The following is a 22,972-nucleotide window of genomic DNA, read 5'->3' as shown; positions in this document are numbered from 1 at the left end:
GGCGCGGTCAGGATCGTGTGCGCGGCTGGACGTGCACGCGTTCGCCGTGCAGCCCGAACAGGATGAGCAGCTCGACCGCGCGCCCGTCGGCCGATCCCAGCCAGTGCGGGAGCGTGGTGTCGAACTCCGCGGCCTCTCCCGGGGGCAGGACCATGTCCCGCTCGCCCAGAACCAGCCGCAGCTGTCCGTTGAGGACGTAGAGCCATTCGTAGCCGCTGTGGGTCTGCGGGGTGGGTTCGGCGGGTCGCGTCGAACTCGGGATGAGCATCTTGTACGCCTGCACCCCGCCGGGCCTGCGGGTGAGCGGGATGAAGGTCATTCCGTAGCGGTGGATCGGCTGCAGGTGGATCCGCGGGTCCCCGGTGCGCGGCGCGCCGACGAGGTCGTCGAGCGGGACGTCGTAGGCGCTCGACAGCGGTAGCAGCAGCTCGAGGTTCGCCCGTCGCCGCCCGCTCTCCAGCCGGGACAGCGTGCTCTCCGAGATCCCGGTCTTCGCCGCGACCTCGGCCAGGGTGATGCCGCGCTGCCGGCGCAGTGCCCGCAGCCGCGGCCCGACCGCGTCGAGCACGTGCTCGATCTCCTCGCTCACCCTTTCAATCTTGCCGCAGTGGCAAGTTCCCGTGCGCAACGCGCAGGTGGCGGGCGAAGGTGGTGCCACCCGCCCCCGACCCCGAAGGAGGGGACCCGCGATGGGTACGCAGTCCGCCGGCACCGCACCGGACTCCGAGGCTGCCCGCTTCTGGGAGGACCACTACCGCACCCGCCGGTCGTCCCGGCCCGCGCGGGTGAACCCCCTGCTGGCCGAGATCACGGCCCCGCTCCCGCCGGGCACCGCCCTCGACCTGGGGTGCGGAGCCGGCGGCGACGCGCTCTGGCTCGCGGGCCGCGGATGGCGGGTCACCGCGGTCGACATCTCCGCCAACGCCGTGCGCCGCCTCGCCGAGACCGCACGGGGCCTCGACCTCGGCGAGCAGGTCTCGGCGCATCGCGTCGACCTCGCCGAGGAGTTCCCCGCGGGGCTCTTCGACCTGGTGTCCGCCCAGTACCTCCACACGCCGTTCGCGCTGCCCCGCCCGGCCGTGCTGCGGGCCGCCGCGCACGCGTTGCACCCCGGCGGGAGGCTCGTGGTCGTCGACCACGGCTCGACAGCGCCCTGGTCCTGGAACCAGGACCCCGACGTCCACCACCCCACACCGGACGAGGTGTTCGCCGAGCTGGCCCTCGACCCGGCCCGCTGGCTCCTCGAGCGCGCGGACATGCCCCGGCGGCGTACGCGAGGGCCCGACGGCCAGGCCGCGACCGTCATCGACAACGTGCTGGTCGTCCGCCGGACAGCCACATGACAGCGCCGGCGGCTCCGCGTCCCGGAACCGGGAGGACGACCGTGGCCGGACGGCGCCGATCCGGCAAGCGCCGCCGCGACGCCGGCCCCCCGCCCACCGGGCCCGGGGAGAAGGACGTGCTGGTGGGGTTCCTCGACTACCTGCGCGAGGCGGTCCTCGCCACGGCCCACGGCGTGCCGGAGCCGCAGATCCGTACGCCCGGTGTGGCGTCCGGGACCAACCTGCTCGGCCTGGTCAAGCACCTCACCCACGTGGAGCGCTACTGGCTGCTCGGAGAGCCGGTCACCGACTGGGCCGCCACGTTCCACGCGGGCCGGGACGAGACCGCCGACGACATCCTGCGCGCCTACCGGGACACCGCGGCCCGCGCCAACGCGGTGATCGCCGCCTGCCCCGACCTCGCCGCCGCCGGTCCGCGACCGGGAGGGCGGCGCGGCGCGGCACCGTCCTGGCGCTGGACGGTGACGCACATGATCGAGGAGACCGGCCGGCACGCCGGGCACGCCGACGTCCTGCGCGAGCTCATCGACGGCGCCACCGGGCGCTGACCACCCACGACCTCAGCCGAGCCAGGGAGCCACCTTGTCCGAACCGGAGCGGAACGGCCGTCAGGGCGCCGCCGCGTCACGGCTGCGGGCCGTCGCCGCCGCGGCCGCCGCGATCATGGTCCTGGTGACCGCTGCGTGCGCAGCCCCGGCCGGCCCGGCCACGGCCGCGGCCGTCACCGCCGCCCCGCAGGCGGGCGCCGGTGTCGACTCGGGCACCGTCGGCGACGCGGAGTTCGCCCGCACCTTCCGGCACGAGTTCACCGACGTCGACGGGGTGCGCATGCACCACGTCACCGGCGGCTCCGGCCCAGCTCTGGTCCTGTTGCACGGCTGGCCGCAGACGTGGTTCGCGTGGCGCGGCATCATGCCCGCGCTGGCCGAGCACTACACGGTGTACGCGGTGGACCTGCCCGGCCTCGGCGACAGCGAGGGAGCGCCGCCCTCCTACGACAAGGCCACGCTGGCCCGTTACGTGCACACGCTCGTCGCCGAGCGGCTCGGCCTGCGCGACGCCGGTGTCGTCGGCCACGACCTCGGCGCCGCGGTGGCGTTCCAGTACGCCGCTCAGTTCCCGCAGGACCTGACGAAGCTCGGCTACCTGGACCTGCCGCTGCCCGGCCCCGCGATCGACGCCGCGGGATACCGCAGCCTGAGTTGGCACATCGCCTTCCACATGCAGGCGCAGGTGCCCGAGGCGGTGGTAGGCGACGACGTCCGGGAGTACCTGGCCATGTTCTACCCGCAGGTCGCGTTCGGCGGCACCGCCTTCGGTGGCCCCGGCGCCGCTCCGCCCTTCGACGACGCCGAGATCGACGAGTACGCCCGCACGTACGGCCGCCCCGCGGTCCTGCACGGCGGGTTCGAGCTCTACCGCACCCTCGCCCGGGACGTGGCGGACAACGTCGCGGCCCGGCCGATCTCCACACCGACGCTGCTGATGACCGCCGCCGGCCTGCTCGACTCCACCAGGGCGACCCTGGCACCGCGCGCCGAGAACATCGTCCGTGCGGTGGAGGTGCCCGGATCCGGGCACTGGCTCGCCGAGGAGAACCCCGGGTTCGTCACCACCGAGCTCCTCGCCTTCCTCGGTTCCTGACCGCGAGACGCGGCCTCATCCAGTACGGGCTCGCGGTCATGCGTCCCAGGTGACCGGGAGGCTCTTCACGCCGTAGATGTCCGCGGTCTCCGGGCGCAGGGCGACCTCGTCGGCCGGTACCGCCAGGCGCAGCGTCGGGAAGCGGTTGACCAGCGCGGGGAACGCGACCCGCATCTCGACGCGGGCCAGCTGCTGACCCAGGCACTGGTGGATGCCGTGGCCGAAGGCCAGGTGCCCGCCGTCCTGCCTGCGCAGGTCGAGCACGTGGGGATCGGTGAACCGCTCGGGGTCTCGGTTCGCGGTGTTGTACGACAGGATGACGGTCGAGCCGGCCTCGATGGTGCGGCCGCCGAGCTCGACGTCCTCCAGCGCCGTCCTCATGAACGACTTCGCGACGCTCAGGTACCGCAGCAGCTCCTCCACCGCCCGGTCGGCGAGCGCGGGTTCGGCGCGCAGCGCGGCCAGCTGCGCCGGGTTGCGCAGCAGCGCGAAGGTGCCCAGCGCCAGCATGTTCGCGGTGGTGTCGAGCCCGGCCGCCAGCAGGATCAGGCTCATCCCCTTCAGCTCCTCGTCGGTCAGGTCGCTGTCGGTGAGGTCGCTGAGCACGTCGTCGGTGGGGTTCGCGCGCTTGGCCGCCACCAGCTCCGCGAGGTACTGCTGGACCGCGGTGTAGGCCGCCATCAGGTCCTCGTCGCTCGTCTCCCCGCTCATGAACGACTCGACCTGCTTCTGGAAGGAGCCCCGATCCTCGTAGGGCACCCCCAACAGCTCGCAGATCATGATCGCGGGGATGGGCGTGGCGAACGCGGTCACCAGGTCCGCCGGCGGCCCGGCCTCCTCCATGGCATCCAGGTGGTCGGCGGTGATCTGCTCGACGCGCTCGGTGAGCAGCCGCATCCGTCGTACGGTGAACCTGCCCACCAGCGGCTTCCGATAGCGCCCGTGCTGGGGCTCGTCCATGAGCAGGAACTCGCCGGGCGGCGCAGGAGGGACCTCGATGTCGCCCATGTCGATGTACGGGTGGTGGCGCATCAGCTCCCTGCGTGAGCTGAACCGCGGGTCGGCCAGGACGGACCGGACCAGGTCGAACCCCGTGACCAGCCAGCCCTGGTGCCCGTCGGGGAAGGGGTAGCGGCTGATCGGCCCGTGCTCGCGGGCCGTGATCAGCTCCTGGGGCGGGTCGAAGGGACAGCCGGGCCGGCGCGCGGTCGGCAGCGTGGTGACGGTGTGTTCCATGGTCTCTCCGAATCGGGTTCAGGCGGGTATTAGCGCTGATCGGCGAAATGGTGCTGAGTGCGAATTTCCGTCCTCAGCCGACGACCGCGGGCCGGGCCGACAGCGGCGCCGGCATCAGGTGCATGAGAGCCAAGATGGCACCAATGTGGTGCCAAGTCAAGGCGGTCCGTGGCGCCATGGCGCCGGGCTACGATCTCGCAGGTGATGCGGCCAGGGCTGCGGCTCTGGCGGCGGGTGTGCTCGGTCCTGCTGAGGTCGTCGCGCCAGCAGGTGGATGAGATGATGCCACTCGTGGCACCACGAACGACTGGTTCGAGGCTCGGAGGTGCCCCGAACGCGGCAGGCTGGGATCGGCGCGCGAAGGAAACCCTGTCGTCCGTGCAATGGTGCCGGTGCCTGTGTGTGCGTGACGCTCTCCTTCGACCGCGAACTGCCGCACCGATTCCAGGAGCCGGTAACGACTCGGTCCACTCGACGTCTCGGCGATCACCAGCGAGTGGTGACCAGGCGGCCGAGCGCCACCAGCACTCCGGGTCGCTCGTCGGCGTAGCCGGCACCGCTTCTGCGGCGTTGCAGCCGAAATCGCCGACGAACACACCGAGCCGGTGGAAGACCCTTCGCGTGGCCGTGTCCAGACGGATCGTCCACGAGCTGTGCGCTCGACCGGAACTGCGCACGGTGGACCAGCAGATCGATGAGCAGCGCGCGCAGCTCGGCGCCGCTCGGTTCCACGCGACGGCCATCGCGCAGCAACCTCGAGACCTCGAGCTGCCCCAAGCCGAAACGCCACCTGCGGAGCGTGCCCATTCATCGTGGCATGAGCCTGGTGCGCCGGTCGGAGCGTCCAGCCTGATCAGGAGGTGAGCTCGGGCCATGGGCGCCGGGTCACCGGAGCACGCCTGATCGTGGGGGAGTGCATCGGGGGTGGCTCCGAGGTCGTACTTTTCGTGAGCGAGGCTCCCGAGAGCGCATCGAGATGTGTGATCATGTACTCTCTGGGAGGCCTACTGACACAGAGAGTGAGTGCGTCAACGACATGAGCAGCGAGTTCTCTAGCTCAGGCGCCGGGCCGGCGGTCGACGAGTCTGTTCCCCACTCGGCGCGGATCTGGAACTACTGGCAGGGCGGCAAGGACTACTACGCCGTTGACAAAGAGGCCGGTGACCAGTACATCGCGGTCTTCCCCGGAATCGTCGACATCGCGCGGAGCATGCGCTACTTCCTGAGGCGCAGCGTCCGGTTCCTGGCCGGAGAGGCCGGAGTCTCCCAGTTCCTGGACGTCGGCACCGGGCTGCCCACCTCCGACAACACGCACCAGGTGGCCCAGGGGGTGAACCCGGCCGCTCGCATCGTCTACGTCGACAACGACCCCACCGTGCTGGCGCACGCACGTGCGCTGCTGACCAGCACCCCCGAGGGGGCGACGGCCTACATCGACACCGACCTGACCAACACCGAGGTGGTCCTGTCCGAGGCCGGGAAGACGCTGGACCTCTCCAAGCCGGTCGCCGTCACCATCAACGGCGTCCTCGGGCACACCAACGACTACGGTGCGGCATTGTCGGTCGTGCGTGGAATCCTGAGCGGGCTGCCATCGGGCAGCTACCTGGCATTTTCCGATTCCACCACCGAGGACGAGGCGTTCAACCAGGCACAGCAGGGTTATGACGACACGGGTGCGGTCCCGTACAAGCTGTGGACTCCGGAGGAACTCGCCGGTTTCTTCGATGGCCTGGAGCTCGTCGAGCCCGGGCTGGTGAGCATTCCGAAGTGGCGCCCCGAACCCGGCGACGAGCCCAAGGATCTGCCCACGCTCGCCGGAGTCGGCCGCAAACCCTAGCGGCTGTAGACCCGTCGCAGTTCGATGCCCGCCGCAGGTCGTGCGGGCACGAGCCGATTTCCTTCGCCCCTGTGCGCTGAGCGCACAGGGGCGAAGTGGTCGTAGTGCTCATTCGGATCGAGGATTGACCGGTCCGCCCGTCGACGTGCCGTCCACGATTCACTGCGAGCGCAGATCTCGACGCTCATGGCGCCTCGATCGGGCAGGCCGTGCCCGGCCCGGCCGAGGCGTCAGAGCGCGTCGCGTACGGACGTGATCAGCGCGGTGGACTGCTGGGGCGTCAAGGCGCCGGCGGCCAGCCGGTTGATGATCTGGAGGTAGTTCATCACGTCGACGTCCTTGTTCAGGTACAGGGCGCTGTTGAGCTGCTCGAGGTAGACGATGTCGGGGAGATCGGCTTCGGCGAAGCGCAGCAGGGTGAACGGCCCGCCGACCGCCGCGACGTCGCTGCGGTCGAAGGGCACGACCTGCACCGTGATGTTCGGCCGCTTGCTGACCTCGAGGATGTGGTCGAGCTGCTCGCGCATGACCTGCCGGCCGCCGAGGTTCCGGCGCAGCACCGCTTCATCGATCACCGCCCAGTAGTCGGGCGGGTTGGGCATGTAGAGCAACTGCTGGCGGTGCATCCGCAGCTCGACGCGCTTGCTCACCTCGTCGGCCCGGACGGCCTCCCCGAGGTCGACGACCGCGTTGGCGTAGGCCTCGGTCTGCAGCAGGCCCGGTACGTACTGGGCCTCGTAGCTACGGATGATGGTGGCGGCCTGCTCCAACCCGACGTACGTCGAGAACCAGTCCGGCATGGTGTCGCTGTAGCGGTGCCACCAGCCCGGCTCGTTGGCCTGCTCGGCCAGGTGCAGCACCACGTCCCGGGCCGACCCTTCGGTGAGCCCGTACAAGGTCAGGAGGTCGGCGACGTCCCGCGGCTTGAACCCGACCCGGCCGGACTCGATGCGGCTCATCTTCGCTTCGGAGCCACGGATGGCATAGGCGGCAGCCTCGCGGCTTATGCCGCTCGCTTCACGAAGCCGACGAAGCTGAGCACCGACCAGGATGCGCAAGACCGTGGGACCGCCACGAGCCTCGGCGAACGCACCCTCGAGCGGGTCGTCCTCCTGGCCATCGGCCATAATCACCCCCGACGTAGACCGCGGAACTCGCGCATGTGGCGACACCGTACCGCGGGCTTTGCGCCAACGGACGAGCCGCACTACACCCTACGGCGTCGGGCGGGTGCAGAGCGAATTCACGGGGCCACGGACACGGGTGGCGCCCATCCTCTCCGCGTCGCGCCGGCAAGGCCTCGTTCCGATTCGAGCTATCCGTCCGCGTCCACATCAGGACGCCTATCCGCTCGGTCACCCACCCGGCCATCCGCACCGCTGATGGGCTCGGACGGGAACGAGCTGTTTCAGCGAAGACCCGCGCGGTCGCTGTCGGTCAGATCGTCGAACTCGCCGTGTTTGGCGCCCAGCAGGAACGCCCGGAACTCCTCTGCGGTGTGGAGCAGCACTTCTCCGTCCGGGTGCCGCGAGTTGCGCATCGCGACCCGCCCGCCGACCACCGGGGCGAGCTCCACGCACGAGCCGTTCGGATTGCTGTGCCCGCTCTTACGCCACGGGAGCGACGCGGTATCCACCGGCGACGTCATCACCTCGTCCGACGGCCCAACGAAGTCCTGCATGCTCTGGTCACCCTCCGGGCGTGCGCTGTCCATTCTCGGCGACACAGCTGGTCGCAATTGCATATGAAACTGCATCCGGGCTTGCATCTGCAACCCGGGGCGGGGCAGCGTGTGCCCGACCCGGCCTGGTGCGTCTCCGCCGAAGCCCACCCGGGCCGACGGATGGGTACTGTCGCGGTACTGGCGTGCGGGCGAGAAGGTGCAGGTTGGGCGAAGTCGAGCGCCGTCGGCGCAGTGGGGTCACGATGACCGACGTCGCTCGCCGGGCCGGTGTGTCGACCATGACCGTGTCGAACGTGATCAACGGGCGCTCGCAACGCGTCAGCGAGCCGACGAAGCGCCGGGTGCTCGCGACGATCGCCGAGCTCGGCTACCAGGTCAACATGACGGCCCGGAACCTGCGGATGGGGCGGACCGGGGTGGTCGGGCTGGCCGTGCCCGCGTTCGCGCCCGGGTACTACTCCCAGCTCGCCGACCGGCTGGCGGAACGCTTCGACGCCCACGGGCTGCGGCTCGTGGTGGAGCGGACCGGGGCGAGCCGGACCGCCGAGTTGGATGCGCTGACGGCGGCGCGGCTGAGCAGCTACGACGGGTTCGTGCTCAGCGTCGTGGCGGGAGACGCGGCGGATCTGGAGAAGTTGAGCATCGACACGCCGGTCGTGCTGATCGGCGAACGCGCCGTTCCCGCCCGGTTCGACCACGTGCTCATGTCCAACGTCGCCGGGGCGCGGATGGCGACCGAGTTCCTGATCCGCTCCGGCGCGCGCCGGATCGCGTTGCTCGGAGGGGCGCCCGGGGGTGAGGAGTCCATGCCACAGCTGCGGACCCGCGGATACCAGGGCGCGCACGAGTCGGCCGGGCTCGCGGTCGCCGACGAGCTGATCGTTCGCTGCGAGTTCGCGGCGGACGACGGTTACGCGGCCACGTGGGGGCTCGTCGATCGCGGCATCGGGTTCGATGCGATCTTCGCCCTGACCGACTCGGCGGCGATCGGTGCGTTGCGCGCGCTGGCCGAGGCGGGACGGAGGGTGCCGCAGGAGGTGCAGGTGGTCGGGTTCGACAACCTGGACGACGGCAGGTTCACCGTTCCGTCGCTCACGAGCGTCGAGCCCGGGAACGCCGAGATGGCGGAGGCGATCTGCACGCTGTTGGTCGAGCGGATCGAGTCGCGGCCCGCGGGTGTCCCGGCACGGGTGGTCATGCCCGCCGCGCGGATCGTGGAGCGGGAGAGCACCCGCGGTACCTGACCGGGATGCCCGCGCGGTGCCGTCGGCAGGCAGCACCGCGCGGGTCGCCGGGGAACGCGTCAGGCGAGGTCCAGCTCGACGATGGCGAACGAGTGCGGCGGGAGCACCGCGGTCAGCTCCGTGGAACCGTGTGCTCCTGGCCTGGTCGTCACGGCGAAGTCGGCAGGCGCCACGGCGTCCGGCGCGGTCGGGGTGTTGTGGCTCTGTGGCTTGTCCGCCGTGAGGATCCGGGCGCGGGTGGCCGTGATCGCCCGGCCGCGCAGGTCGAGCCGCACGGTCGTGTCGGTGTCGAGGGCCAGGTTGCTCAGCGAGACCAGGGCCCTGCCGTCCTTCGTGCTGGCGGAGACCGACAGCGGGTCGAGCTCCTGGTCGCCGACCGTCACCGCGGGGGCGGCCTCGACCAGGTGGACCGGCACCGAGACCGCGTCCTGGTGTCCCTTGTTCATCTCGAACACGTGGTAGGTCGGGGTGAGCACCAAGCGGTCCTCGTCGTCGGTGAGGATCATCGCCTGCAGCACGTTGACGGTCTGGGCGATGTTCGCCATCCGCAGCCGGGCGGCGTGCTTGTGGAAGATGTCGAAGTGCAGGCTCGCGACCAGCGCGTCGCGCAGGGTGTTCTGCTGGTAGAGGAAGCGCGGGTTGGTGCCCGGCTCGACCTCCCACCAGGTGCCCCACTCGTCGCAGACCAGACCGACCTGCCGCAGCGGGTCGTACGCGTCCATCACGGCGCTGTGCGCGGCGATCACGCGGTCGATGTCGGCCGCCTTGACCATCGTCCGGTAGTACTGCTCGTCGGTGAACCCGATGGCCGGGCTCTTCGAGATCCCGTCGCCGGCGAAGGTGTAGTAGTGGAACGAGATCGCCTGGAAGAGGCCCCGGGGCCGGCTCGTGCAGCCCAGGCAGCTGACGGCCTTCATGAGCGCCTCGGTCCAGGTGAGGTCGTCGTCGGATGCACCGGCGGCGATCCGGTACAGCGTGTTGCCGTCGTGGTTGTGCAGGAATGTGGCGTAGCGGCAGGCCAGGTCGGCGTAGGTCTCGGCGCGCATGTGCCCGCCGCAGCCCCACGCCTCGTTTCCGATGCCCCAGAACGGGACCTTCCACGGCGCGTCGCGGCCGTTGGCCTTGCGCAGGCGGACCATGGGCGAGTCGCCGTCGCGGGTGAGGTACTCGACCCACTCGCTCATCTCCTGGACGGTCCCCGAGCCGACGTTGCCGTTGATGTAGGGGTCGGCACCGAGGAGCTCGCACAGCGCCATGAACTCGTGGGTGCCGAAGTGGTTGTTCTCCTCGACGTCCCCCCACAGCGAGTTGACCATCACCGGCCTGTCCTGCTTCGGGCCGATGCCGTCGCGCCAGTGGTAGGCGTCGGCGAAGCAGCCCCCGGGCCAGCGCAGGTTGGGCACGTCCAGCGCACGAAGGGCCTCGACGACGTCGAGCCGGATTCCGCCCTCGTTCGGGATCGATGAGTCCTCGCCGACCCAGAAGCCGCCGTAGATGCAGCGGCCGAGGTGCTCGGCGAAGTGGCCGTAGAGGTGCTTGCTGATCGTCGCACCGGTGACGTCGAGATCGACGACCGCGTGGGCACTGCACGTGGGCATGGATGTCCTTCGGCTCGAAAGTTTCGACACCCGAGATCTCAGCACAGGAGGCTTCCCAGGCGAGGTTTCACGTTATACCGTGTCCCGCGCCACAGCGTGCGACGCGCGTTCGCCGAAGTTCGCCGCAGTGGGAGTGGAAACTTTCGAAGCAGGAGGCACATCGCCGTGAAGCTCCGCACCACCACGCCGCTCGCGTTGCTGGCCGCAGCTGCGCTCGCGGCGGTCAGCGCGTGCTCGCCGGGATCGACGTCCGGAGGTGGCGGGGATCCGAACGCGTTCGAGTTCTGGTCGATGTCCGGCATCGACCAGCAACGGTCCGTCGACCAGTACACCCAGAAGCACCCCGAGATCCGGGTGGGCCTCACCGAGGTCGGCAGTTCCCAGGAGACCGCGCAGGCGCTGACGACCGCGCTGGCCGGTGGGAAGGTGCCCGACCTCGTCCTGATCCAGGGCGACGACCTGCCCAAGTTCCTCGAACAGCCGCAGAACTTCTACGACCTGCGCGAGTTCGGCGCCGACGAGATCAAGGGCGACTACCTGGACTGGGTGATGGCGCAGGCCACCGCCGAGGGCGGCGAGATCATCGGGATCCCCACCGACGTCGGCGGCATGGGGGTCGCGTACCGCACCGACCTGTTCGCCGCGGCCGGGCTACCGACCGACCGGGAGTCGGTCTCCGCGCTGTGGCCCACGTGGGACGACTTCATCGCGACGGGGCAACGGTACGTCGCGGCCACCGGGAAGCCGTTCGTCGACAACGTGCCGACCAGCGTCTTCTACCAGGCCGTGAACCAGGTGTCGCAGAAGTACTACGACGACGCCGGCAACGCCATCTACGCCGACAACCCCGAGGTCAAGGAGGCCTTCGACCTGGCGCTCCGCGCGATCGACGCGGACATCTCGGCGAAGCTCTCCTACGCGTCGGAGGGCTGGAACGCCGCCCTGCCCCGGGGTGACTACGCCGTCGTCTCGGCACCCTCGTGGATGCTGAACAGCCTCCGACGGATAGCGCCCGACACCGCGGGCAAGTGGGACATCGCGGCGATCCCGGGCGGCGCGGGCAACTGGGGCGGCAGCTACCTGGCGATCCCGCGACGCGCGCAGAACCCGCAGGCCGCCTGGGCGTACATCAAGGAGATGCAGGCGCCGGAGCGGCAGCTGTCGCACTTCCTCGACGTCGGCACGCTGCCGACCACGCCGGAGGTCTACGAGGACCCGCAGCTCCTGGCCGAGACCGAGCCGTTCTTCTCCGGCGCGCCCATCGGGCGGATCTACACCCAGGCGCTGCTCGGGCTGGAGCCGTTCCACATGGGTCCGGACACGGCGACGATCGGCGCGGAGTTCCTCAACGCGCTCGTCGACGTCGAACAGACCGGCGGTGATCCGGCCACGGCCTGGGACCGGGCGGTGGGCAACATCCGCACGGCCATCGGCCAATGACCCGGACCCGGCACCGCGGCCCACGGCGAGGCGACGACGCATGACCGCCACGCTGCCCAGCAGGCAGATCCCGGCGCCGGTGGGCACCGGCAGGACCCGGGGGCGGCTCCCCTTCGTGGAGAGCCTGACCCCGTACGCCTACGTCGCACCGTTCTTCGTGCTCTTCGGGATCTTCGGGCTCCTGCCGTTCCTGTTCACCTTCTACGTCGCGCTGTTCGACTGGAACCCGATCGGCGACCAGACCTTCATCGGGCTGGACAACTTCACGCGCATGCTGGCCGACCCGCGGTTCTGGAACGCCACGGCCAACACGGTCAGCATCTGGTTGCTGTCGACGATCCCGCAGTTGGCGTTGGCGCTCCTGCTGGCGCACGTGCTCAACCACGCCCGGTTGCGGTTCGCGCTGTTCTTCCGCATGTCGATGCTGGTGCCCTACATCACGTCGGTCGCGGCCACCGTCATCGTGTTCGCGCAGCTGTTCGATCGGAACTACGGGTTGCTCAACTGGCTGCTCGGCTTCCTCGGGGTCGGACCGTTCGACTTCGTCCAGACGACCTGGGGGAGCCACCTGCTGATCGCCGTCATGGTGGCCTGGCGCTGGTTCGGCTACACGACGCTGCTGTACCTCGCCTCGCTGCAGGCGGTTCCGCGTGACGTGTACGAGGCGGCGTCGATCGACGGGGCCGGCGGGTGGAAGCAGTTCGTCCACATCACGATCCCGTCGCTGCGACCGGTGATCATCTTCACCGTCGTGACGTCGACGATCGGCGGGCTGCAGGTCTTCACCGAACCGCTGCTGATCTCGGGAGGTGTCCTGACCTGCGGGCCCGTGCGCCAGTGCCAGACGCTGTCGCTGTTCCTCTACGAGCAGGGCTTCGGCCAGTACGAGTTCGGCTACGGCTCGGCGATCGGCGTCGCGCTGTTCGTGATGGTGATCGTGGCGGCCATCATCAACTACCTGCTGTCGAGCCGGATCAGGGCGGAGCGATGACGATGGAGCCGACGACGAGCGGGACGGCGGCCGACGTGGTGACCGGGGCGTCGGTCGGTGCGGCGTTCACCGGGGCACCTCCGGAACCCGGTCGCCACCGGGGCCGGCTCGGGCGCGTCAGGTGGTGGAACTACCTGCTGCTGGGCGGCGCCGCCTTCCTCTGCCTCTTCCCGCTGTACTGGATGTTCATCGTCGCCTCCACCGACTCGGCGACGGCGACCCAGATGCCACCGGAGATCGTCCCCGGCGGCAACTTCTTCCACCTCGCCGGGCTCGTGTTCGACACGGTGCCGTTCCTGCAGTCGATCCTCAACAGCCTGTTCGTCGCCACATCCATCGGCGTCGGGCACGCGGTGCTGTGCGCGCTCGCGGGGTTCGCGTTCGCGAAGCTGCGCTTCCGCGGCAACAACACGCTGTTCCTGATCGTCGTGCTCACGATGACGGTGCCGACGCAGCTCGCGGTCATCCCGCAGTACATGATCGTCTCCTGGCTCGGGTGGGTCGACACCCTGCAGGCGCTGGTCGTCCCGGGGCTCGCGAGCGCGTTCGGGATCTTCTGGATGCGCCAGCACATCAGCTCGACCGTCAGCGACGAGCTGATGCAGGCCGCCCGCATCGACGGGGCGAGCACGTGGCAGATCTTCTGGCGGATCGCCTTCCCGATCGTGCGGCCCGCGGCGTTCGTGCTCGGCCTGTTCGGATTCGTCAGCGCCTGGAACGACTTCCTGTGGCCGTTCATCGTGCTGAAGTCACCGGAGCGGTTCACCGTGCAGATCGCCATCAAAGCCCTGCAGAACGAGCGGACGATCGACCTGGGCCTGGCCATGTCCGGTTCGTTCCTGGCGACACTCCCGCTGCTCGTGCTGTTCGTCCTCGTCGGGCGCAGGATGGTCGCGGGCATCCTGGACGGAGCCTTCAAGGGGTGAACACCGGCGGGCCGCGCCACGGCATCCACGACACCGCGCCCGCGGCGCGGTGGGAGGACGCGTTCGTCTCGGGCAACGGGGAGACCGGCGTGCTGGTGGTCGGCGACCCGGCCGCCGAGCGGCTGATCGTCGACCACCACCGGTTGGTGCTGCCGAACGGGTCGCGGGACATGGCGCCACCGGCCGTCGCCGGGCGGCTCGACGAGGTGCGGGACCTCGTCCTCGCGGGTGAGGCGGAGGCGGCACAGCGCGCGTTCTCCGACGGGAGGCGGCTGGCCTGGACCCAGCCCTTCCACCCCGGATTCGTGATCGAGCTCGATCGGGCGAACCCGGCTCCGGCGCGCGACTACCGGAGGGAGACCGACTTCCGCACCGGCGAGGTGGGCGCCGCCTGGACCGACGTCGCCGGAGGGTGGCGCAGCCGGGCCTTCGTCTCGCGCGCCGACCGGGTGCTGGTGTACGAGCTGGCCGGGCCCGCACTCGACCTTGCGGTGCGGCTCTCGGGCGAGCTGCCCGGGCGGCCGGCCGACGTCGGGTACGCGTCCGCCGCCGAGGCCTGGGACCCACGAGAGGCGCTGCTCACGATCCGGGGCACCTACCCACCCGGTCTCGGGGCGCACGGGTTCGCCGGCGTCACCCGGCTCGTCGCGGTCGACGGGCCGGTCCGCGCCGAAGGCGACCGCGTGGTCGTGCGCGGAGCGTCCCGGCTCGTGCTGTTGACGGTGCTGGACCGGGGCGACGCACCGCCCGACGAGGGACTCCTGCGGGAACGGTTGGAGGCGCTCCCGGCCGAGTACGAGCACCTGCTGCGCAGGCACACCGCGCTGCACACGCCCGTGTACGAGCGCGTGGAGCTGGACCTCGGCGTCTCGCCGGCCGATCGGGCGCAGCCGGTGGGGGAACTGCTGGCGGCGCAGGGTGGGGATCCGGGTGTGAGCCCGGTGCTGCTCGAGGCCATGTTCCACGCCGGGCGGTACCTGCTGATCAGTTCCACCGGAGTGCTGCCGCCGCGGCTCACCGGGCTGTGGCTCGGGGAGTGGGGCGCGGCGTGGTCGGGGGACTTCACCACCGACGCCAACCTGAACCTGCAGCTGGCCGGGGCCGGCATCGGAGCACTCCCCGAGGCGGTCGAGAGCCTGCGGAGGTTGATCGCGGGCCAGATCGAGGACTGGCGGGAGAACGCGCGTGCCGTGTTCGGCACGCGCGGCGTGCTCGCACCGAGCCGCACCGACGGCGAGCACGGACGCCTGTTCCACCTGGACGCCGACTGGCCGTGGGCGATGTGGGTGGCGGGCGCGGACTGGCTGCTGTTCCCGCTGCTCGAGCACTGGCAGGTCACCGGCGACGACGAGTTCCTGGCCGATCCGCTGGCGCCGTGGCTGGTCGAGGTGGCGCTGTTCTTCGAGGACTTCCTGACCCGCGTGGACGAGTGCGGCTCCCTGGTGCTCGTCCCGTCCTACTCACCGGAGGTGGGCCCGACAGGTCGCGCCGGGGTGGCGGCCGTGAACGCGACCATGGACATCGCGGCCGCCCGGCACGCGCTGTCCGCGGCCGTCGAGGTGTGCACCCGGCTCGGGATCGAGGAGGCGGCCGTCGGCCGCTGGCAGGCCATGCTGAAGCAGCTGCCGGAGTACGCGGTGGACGCCCGCGGCGCGCTCGCCGAATGGGCCTGGCCGGGGCTGGCCACTCCGGACGACCACCGCCACGTCAGCCACCTCTACCCGGTCTGGCCGCTGCACGAGATCACCCCGGACGGCACGCCCGAGCTCGCCGTGGCCGCGCACCGCGCCCTGGTGCTGCGCGGCGACGAGAACCTCTCGGCGCACGGGAGCCTGCACCGGGCCCTGTGCGCTGCCCGGCTGAAGGACGCGGACCTCGTCGAGGCGAACCTCGGCAAGATCCTCGGCAACGACATGGTGTTCCGGTCGCTGATGACCTCGCACAACCCCGGGTTGGACGTCTACAACGCCGATGCCGCCCACGCGATCCCGGCCGTGGTCATCGAGGCGCTGGTGGACTCCCGGCCCGGGGTGGTCGAGCTGCTCCCCGCGCTGCCCGGGCGATGGGCACGCGGGCGGGTCCGCGGGGTCCGCTGCCGGAACCGCGTCACCATCGACGAGCTGGCCTGGGACCTGGAGCGATCGGCCGCGCACGCCGTCCTGTGTTCCGACGTCGACGTCACGGTGTCGGTGCGGTGCCTGCGGGCCGTCGGGCCGATCCGCCGTGGCGAGTCGCTACACGTGGAGGCCGGCGAGCCGGTTCGCGTCGAGTTCGCGCTGGAGGCCGACGACGAGTGAGGAGAACCCGATGAAGATCACCGAGGTGGTTCCGTGGCTGGTCGGAGCAGAGGGCACCGGCTGGGGTGAGTACCTGTTCGTGGAGGTGCGGACCGACGAGGGGGTCAGCGGTTGGGGTGAGATCACCACGACGACGCCGACGGCCAACCGCGGGATCGCGGCGATGGTGCGGCAGGCGAGTGACCTGCTCGTCGGGGACGATCCGGCGCGGATCGAGGACACCTGGCACAAGGTGTTCCGGGCGTTCACCTACATGGGCAGCCGCGGGGCGGGCACCAACGTGGTGAGCGCGGTCGACATCGCGTTGTGGGACATCCGCGGCAAGGTCCTCGGGCTGCCGGTGTGTGAGCTGCTGGGTGGGCGGGTCCGGGACGATCTGCTGATCTACACCCATCCCGACCAGCGCCGGTTCGGCACCCGGGACGGGGTGGTGGAGGAGATCCGCGGGATCGTCGACTCCGGGCACACCGGTATCAAGTTCGACCCGTTCCCGAACAAGCCGGGGGTGCCGTTGGCCGATGACCGTTATCTCGACGGCCGGATCAGCCGGGGCGAGCTGGGGCAGGCGATGGAGCTGACGGCGTTGATCCGGGAGGCCGCCGGGCCGGATGTGGAGTTGCTGATCGATGCGCACGGCCGGTTCGACGTGCCGAACGCGATCCGGATCGGGCAGGCGTTGGACGAGCTGGGGGGCATCCACTGGTACGAGGAGCCGGTGCCGCCGGAGAGCTACCGGGCGCTGGAGCAGGTGCGTGGGCGGGTGCGGGTGCCGATCTCGGTGGGGGAACGGCTGCACACCCGGTGGGACTTCGTCCCGGTGTTGGAGAACCGGTTGGCGGATTTCGTGATGCCGGACGTGACCTGGACCGGTGGGATCTCGGAGCTGAAGAAGATCGCCACCATGGCCGAGGCCTACTACGTGCCGGTCTCCCCGCACGACGCGGCCGGGCCGGTCAACCTGGTGGCGGGTGGGCAGGTGATGGCCACGGTGCCGAACTTCTACCGGATCGAGTCCAGTCGCCACGACCTGAGCGGCTACAACCGGTTCCTCACCACCCCGTTGGACAACAGCGGCGGCCGGTTGAAACTCCCGCCCGGTCCGGGGCTGGGGCTCGAGTTCGACATGGACCACCTGCGCGCCCACGCACACGACGGGTTCCACGGCTGATCCGGGACCACCCGGGCGGGGTTCACCTCAGCCCGGGTAGGGCCGGTTGAACGTCGGCGGGTCGAATTGCACGTAGCGCGGACCGGGATCGGCGCCCAGCTCGTTCGCGCGGGCGTTCATCGAGCGCGCGTCGGTGGCCGGCCAGCGGCCGGTAGGCGGTCGACGACGGCGCGCAGCGCGGCCTGCTGCTCGGCCGGGGAGAAGGCGCAGTGGCCGACCGACTCGACGTAGGTCTGGCGGAGCAGCGCGTTCTTCCCCGCCCGGCGCACGTTCTCGCCGTAGAACTGTTGTTGGGCCACGGTCGAGATCTGGTCGCCGATGTTGGAGACCGTCAGCACGGGGATCTTCAGGTCGCCGTCGAACACGAGGCCTTGCGCGAAGCGCTCGACGGCGGCCGGGTCGGCGGCGATCTGCGGTGCGGCGGCCAGGGCGTCGAGATCGGGCCGCAGGTCGAGCCCGGCCGTGGCGTACAGCGCCTGCACGGCTCGGCGTAGGGCGGGGTCGGCGGCCCGGAGCTGCGCGGCGTAGTCGACACCGGTATTCCACGACGGGTTGCCGCCCGCGATCGTGTTGATCTGGCGCCTGCTGCTCATCGCCTGCCCGATGTAGGGCAGCCGCCCGCGTGCACCACGCCGACTGGCGGCACTTCCCCGAGACCGACCCGGACATGCCGGCCGAGCTGCTCCCGCCGGACTGGCCCCGCGAACACGCGCAGCGGGTGTTCGTCCAGATCTACGACCGGCTGGGGCCGCTCGCGGAGCTGCGGTTCCGCGAGATCCTCGCCCGGACCGACCCGGGACTGGCGGCGCTGGCGCGCCACCACGACTCCGCGACCGTCGCCGCGCTGTTCGCGGAGCTCGGCGAACGCCGTCCGCGCGGCGACACGCCGTTCGAGCGCGCCGCCGAGGCGCGCAGGCTGGCCGAGGCGGCCCCAGCGGGGGCGGGCCGGCCTCGCCGGCGCGGCCGGCCGAGGGAGTAGGGCGGCCCCCCGGGCTTGATCAGCCCTTGCGGTCCAGCCGCTCAGGCGCGATGCGGACGGGCGTCGGACCTCCCGCTCCGGGCGGTCAGGGGACGAGGTCGAGGGCTGCGCGGATGATGGTGTCGGTGTCGAGCCCATGGTGGCGGTGGACCGAGTCGAGGTCCCCGGACTGCCCGAACCGCGACACGCCCAGGTGGGCGGCACGCACGCGATGGATCCCCGCGAGGAACGCCAGCGTGTGCGGATGCCCGTCGAGCACGGTGACCAGAGGGGCGGCGCGACGCGCCGGGAACGCAGCCTCCAGCACCCAGCTGTCGCCGTGGCCGTGCCCGGCACGCGCCTGCAGCGCGCGGAACACCAGTCCGGCGCTGGTCACGCAGACGACGTCGGCGGCCACGCCGAGGGCGGCGAGCCGGTCGGTCGCGGCGAGAGCCTCGGGGACGGTCGCGCCCATCGCCGCGATCGTCACCGCGGGCGCGTCGTCGGCGCCGCGCAGCAGGTAGGCCCCGGCCACCACCTGCCGGCGCCGCCGTTCCCGGGCGGCGGGATCGGTGGGCACCGCGGCGAGGCTCTGGTCGACGGGTCGGGTGGACAGCCGCAGGTAGGCCGACGTGCCGTCGGGGCGGCCGAGGCGGGCGAGCGACGCGAGGAGCGTCCACTCGACGTCGATGGCGAACGCGGGTTCGTAGCTCGTGCAGCCGGGCTGCTCCAGCCCGACCGACGGCGTGGTGATCGACTGGTGCGCCCCGCCCTCAGGAGCGAGCGACACCCCGGACGGCGTGCCGACGAGGATCGACTGTCCGCCGGAGTAGATCCCGAACGACCAGGGCTCCAGCGCACGCTGGACGAACGGGTCGTACAGCACCCCGATGGGCAGCAGCGGCTCGCCCCAGCGCGACCACGTGGCGCCCAGCTCGCCGAGCAGCCCGACGAGGTTCGTCTCCGCGATGCCCAGCTCGAGGTGCTGGCCGGTGGGCCGCTCGCGCCAGTGCAGGATCGTCTCGGGATCGTCGGCGAACCAGTCCACCCGCTCGCGGGCCGACCACACCCCGACCTTGTTCACCCAGCCGCCGAGGTTGGTCGAGGAGCTGACGTCGGGGCACAGCGTGACCACCCGGCCCGTTGTCTCCGGTGCCACGCGGGTGAGGTCGAGCAGGACGCGACCGAGCGCGGCCTGGGTGGTCGCGGTGCCGGCCGGCGTGCGGCCGATGTCGGCGGGGATCGGCGGCACGGGCGTAACCGGTGCCGGGTCGCGTCGCAGCCGCTGCGCGACCGCCGCGCAGACCTGCGCCTCGTCCGACCCGGCGGGGAACCGGGCCCACGGGTCGTCGACCGACGCGCCGACCCGCTCGGCCAGCTGGGCCCACTGCGCGTCGGTGAGCAGCGAGGAGTGGTTCTGCGGGTGGCCCTCGGTCGCCAGCCCGTAGCCCTTCACGGTGTAGGCGAAGATCACCGTCGGGCGGGTGTCGTCGATCGCCTCGAGCGCGTCGCCGAGGGCGTCGAGGTCGTGACCGCCGAGGTTGCGCACGGCGGCGTGCAACGTCGCGTCGTCCAGCTCTCCGACCAGCGTCGCCAACTCCGGATCCCCGCCGGGCAGCCGTTCGCGCAGCTGCTGGGCGCTGCACCGGAGCAGCCGTTGGTACTCCGGGTTGGACATCTCGTCGATCCGCCTGCGCAGCGCGGGCCCGCCGGGCCGGGTGAACAGCTCCTCCAGCAGCCGCCCGTACTTCACGGTGAGCACCTGCCAGCCGGCGGCGTCGAACATGCCCTGCAGCCGGGTGGCGCCGATGTTCGGGACCACCCGGTCGAGCGACTGGCGGTTCAGATCGACGATCCAGACGACCTCGCCGAGCTCGCCGACCATCGGGTCGAGGATCGCCTCCCAGCACGCGCCCTCGTCCAGCTCGGCGTCGCCCACGAGGGAGTACTGGCGGCCCGTCCCGGCACCGGCCCCTTTCGAGGCGACGTACCGGCGGGCCAGCGCGCCCCAGATCGGGGCGGTGGCGCCGATCCCGACCGACCCCGTCGAGTAGTCGACGGGGTACGGGTCCTTGGCTCGTGAGGGGTAGCTCTGCAGCCCTCCGAACGCACGCAGTGTGGTCAGGTAGCGCTCGTCCAGCTCGCCGAGCAGGTAGTTGATCGCGTGCAGCACCGGCGACGCGTGCGGCTTCACCGAGACGCGGTCCTGCGCGCGCAGGTGCTCGAACCACAGCGCCGTCATGATGGTCACCATCGACGCGCTCGACGCCTGGTGGCCGCCGACCTTCAGCCCGCCCGGGTTGGGCCGAACCCGGTTGGCGTGGTGGACGATCGACGTCGCGAGCCACAGCACCCGCCGCTCGATCGCCTGCAGCACCTCCAGGGGATGCCCGGTCCCGTCGGGCCGCGTTGCCGTGGTCGTCATCGCCGCTCCCTTTGTGCCAAGATGCCCTCACATGGCAGCACCGTGGAGCGACCTGCGCAAGCTATGCGGATTTCGTTGATCAGAATGCTCAATCACGGGGATGTCGCGGGGAAGGGGACGAGGCACAGTGCGCGATCCGGGCACCGTCGACGACACCGACGCGCGGCTGCTGCTCGCGTTGGCCGAGTCCCCGCGGGCCACCGTGTTGGCGCTCGCGGAGCGGGTCGGGCTCTCGCGCAACACCGTGCAGGCGCGGCTGGCCGCCCTCGAGGCGCGGGGCGTGCTCGCCTCCTTCGAGCGGCGCATCGACCCGGCCGCGCTCGGCTATCCGCTCGCCGCGTTCGTCACGGTGCAGGTCACCCAGCGCATGCTCGCCGACGTCGCCGCTGCCCTGCGCGAGGTGCCCGAGGTGCTCGAGGTGCTCGGGCTCTCCGGTCCGGCCGACCTGCTGGTGCGGGTGGCCGCCCGGGACGCCGATGACCTGTACCGGATCGCCGGCCAGCTGCTCGCCACGGACGGCGTCGAGCGCACGACGACCTCGCTCGTGATGCGCACCCTTGTGGAGCACCGGGTGGCGCCCTTGCTGGAGCGCATCGTCGCTTCGTGACGCGTGCGTCCCTCTGGCTCCACGCGTCATCGGGTCGCGCTCCCTGCTCGATCCGTCGCGTCGTCGACCGCGGCGTCCGGCACCCGTCTGGGGATCCAGCGGAGGGCGAGTACACCGAGGGCCACGTGCAGCAGGCCGGCCACCCCGGCGACCGCGTGCAGCCCGGTGACGAAGGCGGACTTCGCGTCCTCCGCGACCGCAGGCGTGAGGCCCGGGAGCTGGAGCGTTCCGTCGAGGGTGGGGGCGAGGTCGGGCCCCTGGAGCCGGAAGACGAGGGCGGCGAGCGAGCCGAGGAGTGCGATGCCGAGGGCGTTGCCGATCTCGTTGCTGGTCTCCGCGATCGCGCTGGCCGAGCCGGCCCGTTCGGCGGGGACGGCGCGGACGGCCGTGTCGGCGACGAGGGAGAAGGAGATGCCGTAGCCGACGCCCGCCACGGCCGTGGACGCGATGTACCAGCCGATCCCGCCGGTGGTCGACACCGCCAGCAGGAGCAGCAGGCCCGCCGCGATGGAGAAGTGGCAGACGACGAGGGCGGTCCGCTTGCCGATGCGGTCGACCACGACCGGCGTGACGACGCAGGTGGTGGTGAGCACCACCGCGCCGGGAAGCGCGAGGAGCGCCGCGTGCAGCACCGGCAGGGCGAGCACCGACTGGAGGTGGACACCGGACAGGTACGCCGCCGCCGACCACGCGGCCAACGGCAGCAGACCGGTGATGATCACCACCGTGAACACGCGGTCGCGGAAGAGCGAGAACTCCATCAGCGGGTGCTCGAGCCGGCGCTGGCGCCGGACGAACCACGCCAGCAGGACCAGGCCCGCGACACCCACGACGATCGCGAGCACCGACAGGCCTTCCGCGGCGGCGTGCTTGAGACCGTAGATCGTGAGCAGGAGGCCGGCGGCGGAGGTCACGACGCTGAGGCCGTCGACGCGACCGGGACGGGTCAGGCGCACCTCGCGCAGCAGGATCGGCGCGAAGAGCAGGAACACGGCGATGACGGGAAGGTTGATCAGGAAGACCGATCCCCACCAGAACCGTTCCAGCAGGACGCCACCGAGGACGGGGCCGATGGCGAACCCGGCGGCGAACGTCGCGGCGAAGATCCCGATGGCCTGCGCCCGGCGCCGCGGATCGGCGAAGAGCTCGCTCAACACGGCCAGCGCCGACGGCAGGAGCGTCGCGCCGGCCACCCCCGTCAGCGCCCGAGCGGCGATCAGGAGCTGCGGGTCGGACGCGAACGCCGCTGCCGCCGAGCCGACGCCGAAGACGGCGGCGCCGATCATGAGCAACCGCAGCCTGCCGTACCGGTCGCCGATGTTGCCGAATGCGATCAGCAGCGAACCGACGGCGAAGCCGTAGACGTCCAGGATCCACAGGGCCTGGTCGGCCGTCGGTGCGAGGGCCTGGCTGATCCGGGGCATGGCCAGGAACAGGATCGACCCGTCCATGGAGACCAGCAGTACGGGCCCGAGGATCACCAGGAGTCCGAGCCACGCCCGCGGGCCCGGAGAGTCGTGAGTGTGCTGTCGAGGCATGCCGGCGACGCTGCGGCACGGCACGGTCGGCAG

General features: G+C 71.2%; 21 protein-coding genes. 12 read left to right on the top strand and 9 right to left on the bottom strand.

Annotation, left to right across the window (positions count from 1 at the left end; all coding sequences use genetic code 11):
- Window positions 1-7: 7 nt before the first annotated feature.
- Complete coding sequence (locus FHX44_RS06035; RefSeq protein ID WP_147254556.1) at window positions 8-589, bottom strand: helix-turn-helix domain-containing protein; 582 nt, start codon at window positions 587-589, stop codon at window positions 8-10.
- 100 nt (window positions 590-689) lie between these two features.
- Here FHX44_RS06035 and FHX44_RS06030 point away from each other — a divergent pair, with 100 nt between their 5' ends.
- The 3 genes from FHX44_RS06030 (at window position 690) to FHX44_RS06020 (ending at window position 2,987) form a co-directional block, all read left to right on the top strand.
- Complete coding sequence (locus FHX44_RS06030; RefSeq protein WP_147254555.1) at window positions 690-1,343, top strand: class I SAM-dependent methyltransferase; 654 nt, start codon at window positions 690-692, stop codon at window positions 1,341-1,343.
- A 41-nt stretch (window positions 1,344-1,384) separates the two neighbouring features.
- Entirely contained in the window at window positions 1,385-1,891 is a 507-nt protein-coding gene (locus FHX44_RS06025; RefSeq protein ID WP_246170235.1) for a DinB family protein, read from the top strand.
- Between the two features lie 115 nt (window positions 1,892-2,006).
- On the top strand, window positions 2,007-2,987 hold the full coding sequence (locus FHX44_RS06020) for an alpha/beta fold hydrolase (RefSeq protein WP_147260952.1): 981 nt from the start codon (window positions 2,007-2,009) through the stop codon (window positions 2,985-2,987).
- A gap of 36 nt (window positions 2,988-3,023) precedes the next feature.
- On the opposite strand, the gene FHX44_RS06015 is transcribed toward FHX44_RS06020, so the two are convergent.
- Together FHX44_RS06015 and FHX44_RS41975 are read right to left on the bottom strand one after the other, a co-directional pair.
- Window positions 3,024-4,223, bottom strand: a complete 1,200-nt coding sequence (locus FHX44_RS06015) for a cytochrome P450 (protein WP_147254553.1) — start codon at window positions 4,221-4,223, stop codon at window positions 3,024-3,026.
- A 486-nt stretch (window positions 4,224-4,709) separates the two neighbouring features.
- Window positions 4,710-5,030 carry a hypothetical protein gene (locus FHX44_RS41975; protein ID WP_170308796.1) on the bottom strand — a complete coding sequence of 107 codons (321 nt, stop codon included), beginning with the start codon at window positions 5,028-5,030 and terminating at the stop codon, window positions 4,710-4,712.
- Between the two features lie 229 nt (window positions 5,031-5,259).
- Here FHX44_RS41975 and FHX44_RS06010 point away from each other — a divergent pair, with 229 nt between their 5' ends.
- Window positions 5,260-6,063, top strand: coding sequence for an SAM-dependent methyltransferase (locus FHX44_RS06010; protein ID WP_147254552.1), 804 nt, complete (start codon window positions 5,260-5,262; stop codon window positions 6,061-6,063).
- A 230-nt stretch (window positions 6,064-6,293) separates the two neighbouring features.
- Here the strand turns inward: FHX44_RS06010 and FHX44_RS06005 are convergent, their stop codons facing one another.
- Both FHX44_RS06005 and FHX44_RS06000 read right to left on the bottom strand, forming a co-directional pair.
- Window positions 6,294-7,190, bottom strand: coding sequence for a helix-turn-helix domain-containing protein (locus FHX44_RS06005; protein WP_147254551.1), 897 nt, complete (start codon window positions 7,188-7,190; stop codon window positions 6,294-6,296).
- A gap of 281 nt (window positions 7,191-7,471) precedes the next feature.
- Window positions 7,472-7,744, bottom strand: coding sequence for a DUF397 domain-containing protein (locus FHX44_RS06000; protein ID WP_147254550.1), 273 nt, complete (start codon window positions 7,742-7,744; stop codon window positions 7,472-7,474).
- Between the two features lie 245 nt (window positions 7,745-7,989).
- On the opposite strand from FHX44_RS06000, the gene FHX44_RS05995 reads away from it, so the two are divergent.
- The gene (locus tag FHX44_RS05995; protein WP_147254549.1) at window positions 7,990-8,991 is read left to right on the top strand and encodes a LacI family DNA-binding transcriptional regulator; all 1,002 of its coding nucleotides are present in this window, start codon (window positions 7,990-7,992) and stop codon (window positions 8,989-8,991) included.
- 59 nt (window positions 8,992-9,050) lie between these two features.
- Here the strand turns inward: FHX44_RS05995 and FHX44_RS05990 are convergent, their stop codons facing one another.
- Entirely contained in the window at window positions 9,051-10,589 is a 1,539-nt protein-coding gene (locus FHX44_RS05990) for an alpha-N-arabinofuranosidase (protein ID WP_147254548.1), read from the bottom strand.
- A gap of 165 nt (window positions 10,590-10,754) precedes the next feature.
- Here FHX44_RS05990 and FHX44_RS05985 point away from each other — a divergent pair, with 165 nt between their 5' ends.
- From FHX44_RS05985 to FHX44_RS05965, 5 genes are read left to right on the top strand one after another with little or no spacing between them, the layout of a single operon-like run.
- Window positions 10,755-12,029: an ABC transporter substrate-binding protein gene (locus FHX44_RS05985; protein ID WP_147254547.1), complete on the top strand. Its 1,275-nt coding sequence runs from the start codon at window positions 10,755-10,757 to the stop codon at window positions 12,027-12,029.
- A 40-nt stretch (window positions 12,030-12,069) separates the two neighbouring features.
- A complete protein-coding gene (locus tag FHX44_RS05980) occupies window positions 12,070-13,020 on the top strand; it encodes a carbohydrate ABC transporter permease (protein ID WP_147254546.1) in 951 nt (316 codons plus the stop codon).
- A 2-nt stretch (window positions 13,021-13,022) separates the two neighbouring features.
- Window positions 13,023-13,946 carry a carbohydrate ABC transporter permease gene (locus tag FHX44_RS05975; protein WP_147254545.1) on the top strand — a complete coding sequence of 308 codons (924 nt, stop codon included), beginning with the start codon at window positions 13,023-13,025 and terminating at the stop codon, window positions 13,944-13,946.
- Complete coding sequence (locus FHX44_RS05970; RefSeq protein ID WP_147254544.1) at window positions 13,943-16,243, top strand: glycosyl hydrolase family 95 catalytic domain-containing protein; 2,301 nt, start codon at window positions 13,943-13,945, stop codon at window positions 16,241-16,243. The genes FHX44_RS05975 and FHX44_RS05970 overlap by 4 nt, the downstream gene beginning before the upstream one ends.
- Window positions 16,244-16,253: 10 nt before the next feature.
- Window positions 16,254-17,411, top strand: coding sequence for a mandelate racemase/muconate lactonizing enzyme family protein (locus tag FHX44_RS05965; protein WP_147254543.1), 1,158 nt, complete (start codon window positions 16,254-16,256; stop codon window positions 17,409-17,411).
- Between the two features lie 116 nt (window positions 17,412-17,527).
- Here the strand turns inward: FHX44_RS05965 and FHX44_RS05960 are convergent, their stop codons facing one another.
- Window positions 17,528-18,004: a hypothetical protein gene (locus FHX44_RS05960; protein ID WP_147254542.1), complete on the bottom strand. Its 477-nt coding sequence runs from the start codon at window positions 18,002-18,004 to the stop codon at window positions 17,528-17,530.
- Window positions 18,005-18,033: 29 nt separating this feature from the next.
- Here FHX44_RS05960 and FHX44_RS05955 point away from each other — a divergent pair, with 29 nt between their 5' ends.
- Window positions 18,034-18,390 (top strand): PaaX family transcriptional regulator C-terminal domain-containing protein, encoded by a 357-nt coding sequence (locus FHX44_RS05955; RefSeq protein WP_342792470.1) that lies wholly within the window; start codon window positions 18,034-18,036, stop codon window positions 18,388-18,390.
- A gap of 85 nt (window positions 18,391-18,475) precedes the next feature.
- On the opposite strand, the gene FHX44_RS05950 is transcribed toward FHX44_RS05955, so the two are convergent.
- The gene (locus FHX44_RS05950; RefSeq protein ID WP_147254541.1) at window positions 18,476-20,794 is read right to left on the bottom strand and encodes a transketolase-like TK C-terminal-containing protein; all 2,319 of its coding nucleotides are present in this window, start codon (window positions 20,792-20,794) and stop codon (window positions 18,476-18,478) included.
- A 127-nt stretch (window positions 20,795-20,921) separates the two neighbouring features.
- On the opposite strand from FHX44_RS05950, the gene FHX44_RS05945 reads away from it, so the two are divergent.
- The gene (locus tag FHX44_RS05945) at window positions 20,922-21,401 is read left to right on the top strand and encodes an Lrp/AsnC family transcriptional regulator (protein WP_246170234.1); all 480 of its coding nucleotides are present in this window, start codon (window positions 20,922-20,924) and stop codon (window positions 21,399-21,401) included.
- A gap of 26 nt (window positions 21,402-21,427) precedes the next feature.
- Here the strand turns inward: FHX44_RS05945 and FHX44_RS05940 are convergent, their stop codons facing one another.
- On the bottom strand, window positions 21,428-22,939 hold the full coding sequence (locus tag FHX44_RS05940) for an MFS transporter (RefSeq protein WP_147254539.1): 1,512 nt from the start codon (window positions 22,937-22,939) through the stop codon (window positions 21,428-21,430).
- Between the last annotated feature and the right edge of the window lie 33 nt (window positions 22,940-22,972).

Origin of the sequence: Pseudonocardia hierapolitana, from assembly GCF_007994075.1 — a bacterium.
In the GTDB taxonomy this organism is placed as follows: domain Bacteria; phylum Actinomycetota; class Actinomycetes; order Mycobacteriales; family Pseudonocardiaceae; genus Pseudonocardia; species Pseudonocardia hierapolitana.
Note: the sequence above shows the minus strand (reverse complement) of the source record. Positions and strands in the feature narration are given on the sequence as shown.

Coding starts and splice junctions, on each gene's coding strand:
- FHX44_RS06030 (WP_147254555.1), top strand. CDS start 690: ATGGGTACGCAGTCCGCCGGCACCGCACCGGACTCCGAGGCTGCCCGC.
- FHX44_RS06020 (WP_147260952.1), top strand. CDS start 2,007: ATGGTCCTGGTGACCGCTGCGTGCGCAGCCCCGGCCGGCCCGGCCACG.
- FHX44_RS06015 (WP_147254553.1), bottom strand. CDS start 4,223: ATGGAACACACCGTCACCACGCTGCCGACCGCGCGCCGGCCCGGCTGT.
- FHX44_RS41975 (WP_170308796.1), bottom strand. CDS start 5,030: ATGGGCACGCTCCGCAGGTGGCGTTTCGGCTTGGGGCAGCTCGAGGTC.
- FHX44_RS06010 (WP_147254552.1), top strand. CDS start 5,260: ATGAGCAGCGAGTTCTCTAGCTCAGGCGCCGGGCCGGCGGTCGACGAG.
- FHX44_RS06005 (WP_147254551.1), bottom strand. CDS start 7,190: ATGGCCGATGGCCAGGAGGACGACCCGCTCGAGGGTGCGTTCGCCGAG.
- FHX44_RS06000 (WP_147254550.1), bottom strand. CDS start 7,744: ATGCAGGACTTCGTTGGGCCGTCGGACGAGGTGATGACGTCGCCGGTG.
- FHX44_RS05995 (WP_147254549.1), top strand. CDS start 7,990: ATGACCGACGTCGCTCGCCGGGCCGGTGTGTCGACCATGACCGTGTCG.
- FHX44_RS05990 (WP_147254548.1), bottom strand. CDS start 10,589: ATGCCCACGTGCAGTGCCCACGCGGTCGTCGATCTCGACGTCACCGGT.
- FHX44_RS05980 (WP_147254546.1), top strand. CDS start 12,070: ATGACCGCCACGCTGCCCAGCAGGCAGATCCCGGCGCCGGTGGGCACC.
- FHX44_RS05975 (WP_147254545.1), top strand. CDS start 13,023: ATGGAGCCGACGACGAGCGGGACGGCGGCCGACGTGGTGACCGGGGCG.
- FHX44_RS05965 (WP_147254543.1), top strand. CDS start 16,254: ATGAAGATCACCGAGGTGGTTCCGTGGCTGGTCGGAGCAGAGGGCACC.
- FHX44_RS05960 (WP_147254542.1), bottom strand. CDS start 18,004: ATGAGCAGCAGGCGCCAGATCAACACGATCGCGGGCGGCAACCCGTCG.
- FHX44_RS05950 (WP_147254541.1), bottom strand. CDS start 20,794: ATGACGACCACGGCAACGCGGCCCGACGGGACCGGGCATCCCCTGGAG.
- FHX44_RS05940 (WP_147254539.1), bottom strand. CDS start 22,939: ATGCCTCGACAGCACACTCACGACTCTCCGGGCCCGCGGGCGTGGCTC.